Annotated in this window: 5 protein-coding genes; 1 reads left to right on the top strand and 4 read right to left on the bottom strand. The window is 53.7% G+C overall.

Annotated elements, in window-relative coordinates; translation table 11 throughout:
- Positions 1-325 (bottom strand): hypothetical protein (locus tag CW742_RS08800; RefSeq protein ID WP_292419281.1); only part of this gene is annotated, 325 nt, incomplete at its 3' end.
- 146 nt (positions 326-471) lie between these two features.
- Here CW742_RS08800 and rbr point away from each other — a divergent pair.
- Complete coding sequence (gene rbr / locus CW742_RS08795; protein ID WP_292419279.1) at positions 472-1,044, top strand: rubrerythrin; 573 nt, start codon at positions 472-474, stop codon at positions 1,042-1,044.
- Between the two features lie 74 nt (positions 1,045-1,118).
- Here rbr and CW742_RS08790 read toward each other — a convergent pair whose 3' ends face one another.
- From CW742_RS08790 to CW742_RS08780, 3 genes are all read right to left on the bottom strand, one after another.
- Complete coding sequence (locus CW742_RS08790) at positions 1,119-1,778, bottom strand: PAS domain S-box protein (protein ID WP_292419276.1); 660 nt, start codon at positions 1,776-1,778, stop codon at positions 1,119-1,121.
- A 116-nt stretch (positions 1,779-1,894) separates the two neighbouring features.
- Positions 1,895-2,902, bottom strand: a complete 1,008-nt coding sequence (locus tag CW742_RS08785; protein ID WP_292419274.1) for a type IV pilin — start codon at positions 2,900-2,902, stop codon at positions 1,895-1,897.
- 72 nt (positions 2,903-2,974) lie between these two features.
- Positions 2,975-3,641 (bottom strand): flavodoxin family protein (locus CW742_RS08780; RefSeq protein ID WP_292419271.1); only part of this gene is annotated, 667 nt, incomplete at its 5' end.

The following is a 3,641-nucleotide window of genomic DNA, read 5'->3' as shown; positions in this document are numbered from 1 at the left end:
GCATGACCTCTTCGGTGTCAGTGTTATTGACCGGTCTTCCATAATAGGACATCACGGTCATCGCTGCAACCGCCCCGCAGCTGTAATTGGTCACCTGCTGCCGGTAGCTCTTCAGGGGAATGACCGTGAGGTGATCATTGGACGAGAGGGTATCATAATCGATGCCGGTATAGTACCGGGGGGCCGGGAGCTGACTGTCAAGCCCATAGGTTATTCTTATGGTATCGCGGGTATTCGCTCCGGTGGCAACCAGGGTTGCGGCAAGCAGGACACTACCGGCAACAAAGCAAAGACCGATGATCAGGAGGGGGCCGGGTCGCATCATACGGGATCTCAACCTGTCTGTTTATCGTTCGCTGTTATCAAGATCGCGTTTTATCACAACAAGGAGGATCACCGGGTCTCCCATCAGATCCTGTTATCACCGGAGAGTATTTCCGTCATGATGAAAAACATTCAGGTGATCGTATCATGAAGTTTAAAGGTAGCAAGACCGAGAAGAACCTGCTCGCGGCGTTCGCCGGAGAATCGCAGGCACGGAACCGGTACAGCTTCTTTGCAAGCGTTGCACGGAAGGAAGGATACGAACAGATCGCAGCAATCTTTGAGGACACCGCGGCAAACGAGCGGGAGCACGCGAAGCTCTTCTTCAAGGAACTGAAAGGAGGGGAGGTCACGATAACAGCAGGGTATCCAGCCGGTGTAATCGGGACAACGAAGGAGAACCTCAAGGCCGCGGCTGACGGCGAGAAGATGGAATGGGGAACGCTCTACCCGGACTTTGCTGCAACTGCAAAGAAGGAAGGGTTCCCCGAGATCGCCCGCCTCTTTACCAATGTCGCCAAGGTCGAGGCCCACCACGAGGCCCGGTACCGGAAACTGTACGAGAACGTGGTGAAGAGCAAGGTTTTCAAATCGGCATCATCGACCCAGTGGCACTGCAGGAACTGCGGGCATGTCTTGAGCGGAAAGAATGCTCCCGCCACGTGCCCGGTCTGCGACCATCCGCAGGCGCACTTCGAGCTGCTGGCGGAGAACTACTGATCAATCTTCTTTTTTTATTGCGATATCCCGCACCACACGGTTTTCAGAGGATATCATGGCAGAGAACCGTGCAGTTAATGCCGGGTGACGGCAATGAAATTTTCAATCAGGACCCTTTTACCGTCAAGCGTCGTTTCCGTCACCGTCTTCAGTACCGGGATTTCTTCTCTGTTCCGGTTCAGGATAACGCGTTCAGACCGGTCGATTTTCTGGTTCAGGTCACAAACCGGGCATTTCCCCTTTTCGGCAGGACAGACAAACTGGTGACAGGTCCGCCCCTTCATCTCCTCTTCCGGATACCCGATCAGGAGTTCCGCTTCAGGATTGGCTGAGATGATCTCATGTGTTTCAGCGTCAACAAGGATGATTCCGGCCTGAACCTGCTCCCAGATCGTGCGGAACTTTTCCTCCGATCGCCCGACCTCTTCCTGCTGGGTTGAGAGCCTCATCGAGAGGACGGCAACCACGGCTGCGATGATGACAAAGACCACAAATCGACCGATGGCCGCGATGACATTATTCGGATTGTACCCGGAGATCACCTCGACAAGACTGAGATAGAGCAGGCCCATTCCCACTGCGTACAGAATACCGGCCCTCTGGAACCAGTAGGCCGCAAGGATGATCGGGACATAGAACATGTGAGTGAAAACGATCTGGATACCATTTTCCAGACAATAGACGGTAAGAAGGGAGACGACAAGAGAAAGAATGAAGATAATGGTATATCTCAACGGTATTCCGCAATAACTCCTTGCAGGGGCAGTGTCCATGCTATTCAATAATGGTTGCAGAGTTAAAAATTTCACTCTTGACCTCACAGAAGACGTTTGTGCTGTCGGAATATCGCTCATCCGAATGTTGCCGCAAGGGTACGAGACGAGACGACATTTAATACCGTATACGGGATTGTAACCCCTTTTGCGGAGCCGGTATACACGGTCACTCCGTCAAGGGTAATCGTGCTCACTGCTTTATTTGAAGCACCGGGAATAAAGTAAAACGTCTGGCTGCTGCCGGAGGTGACCGCCACAACCTGCCCGTTTGTCAGGCATGTCGGGGGAGAGATTGAACCGCAACCCACCCCTCCGCCTCCGGGTGACCAGCTCACCGTAACTCCGAACGTAGTGGATGTTGGCGTTGGCGTCGGTGTAGCTGTTACAGTCGGTGTAGCTGTTGCAGTCGGTGTAGCTGTTGCAGTAGCTGTAGGAGTCGGCGTTGTTGTATTTGTCGGAGTGGCTGTCACGGTTATTGTTTCCGTGGGTGTCAGAGTGACAGTTGTGGTCGCCGTTGGAGTTATGGTTACAGTAACGGTAGGGGTCGTACTCACTGTCACCGTGGGTGTCGGGGTCACTGTTGCAGATACTGTTTGGGTAGACTCGTACCTGAGCGGGGGCCACGTGGTGATCAGGAGATTGGCCGTGGAATCAATGATGCGGACCCGGGTTTCCCCTGCAGGGAGCGGGATTGCAGTGACGCCTGAAAGATCCTTGGTGATGAGGAAACCGGTGCCGGTATAATAGATATAAATGGTATCTCCTGCCTGGAACAAAGCGGCAGTAGAATCAGGGACTGCCCGGAACGAGCCCGAGGGGGTATCGACCTGAATCTCTGCGGGAAACGATACAAGGTTGGTTCCGGAGAAGTGCAGCGAATCACCTGCCCGATGGTGGATGGCAATTGCGGAATAATTCGGCATAACCTTGTAAGAGCCTTCCGTTGCAAGATACGCGGTTCTGGGGATTGAGGGCATGACACCGAAGAGCATTACTGCAACAATACCACTAAGGATTAGTACAAGGAAGATAATCAGGAGTTCGGCGGCAATTTCGCTGACAGCATTGTCCCTTGAGCGCATGGTATCCTTAAGAGCCCTCAACCGGACAATTATAAAATTGTTTTGCAGAAAGGAACCCGTGTCTGTTCTCCATCAAGGGATCCAGCCCATCTTCACCCACCTTTCGTATTCATCCGTGCGCATATCCTTGTTCTCAACAACAATATCCCGGAAAAATTCCCGGTTGTCGATGATCTCCGCTTCCTGCTTTGGATCGGAGAAGCCGCTGGTTATTGCAGCGCAGAGTTTTTTCCCGAGCGCCTTTGCATCCGCTTCTTGTGCGTCCACGGTACAGGAGTCGCCACCATTTGCCACGCTGATGCCGCCCACGGAGACCACCGCAAGATAGTTGAGCACGTGGTTCTGGTACGCGACAACCTCATCGCCACCGGAGGTGTGCGTGCTTGCAACCGAGCAGCCGTACTTTCCTGCAAGGAGCTGGTAATGGATTGCGTCTGCCAGCCGGTCAAAGAAAATTTTCATCTGGCCGGAGACATTATCGATGTACACGGGGGAGGCAAAGATGATCCCGTCCGCTTCTTTCATCCGCTCCACGAGCACCGGCAGGTCGTCATCGAACACGCAGATGCCGTTGAATGAGCAGCCCTCGCACGCGGTACAGGGTGTAATCTTCAGGTCGCAGAGATCGATCATCTCTGTCTCTGCCCCGGCTTCAGCGGCTCCATCAAGAACAAACTGGGCAAGCTGGCGTGTGGTGCTCCGGAGTGTCCGGGGGCTCCCGTTGATGGCAAGGATCTTC

Source organism: Methanoregula sp. (assembly GCF_002835825.1).
Lineage (GTDB): Archaea > Halobacteriota > Methanomicrobia > Methanomicrobiales > Methanospirillaceae > Methanoregula.
The sequence above is the reverse complement of the archived record's forward strand: the minus strand, read 5'-3'. Positions and strand labels throughout refer to the sequence as shown.

Coding starts and splice junctions, on each gene's coding strand:
- rbr (WP_292419279.1), top strand. CDS start 472: ATGAAGTTTAAAGGTAGCAAGACCGAGAAGAACCTGCTCGCGGCGTTC.
- CW742_RS08785 (WP_292419274.1), bottom strand. CDS start 2,902: ATGCGCTCAAGGGACAATGCTGTCAGCGAAATTGCCGCCGAACTCCTG.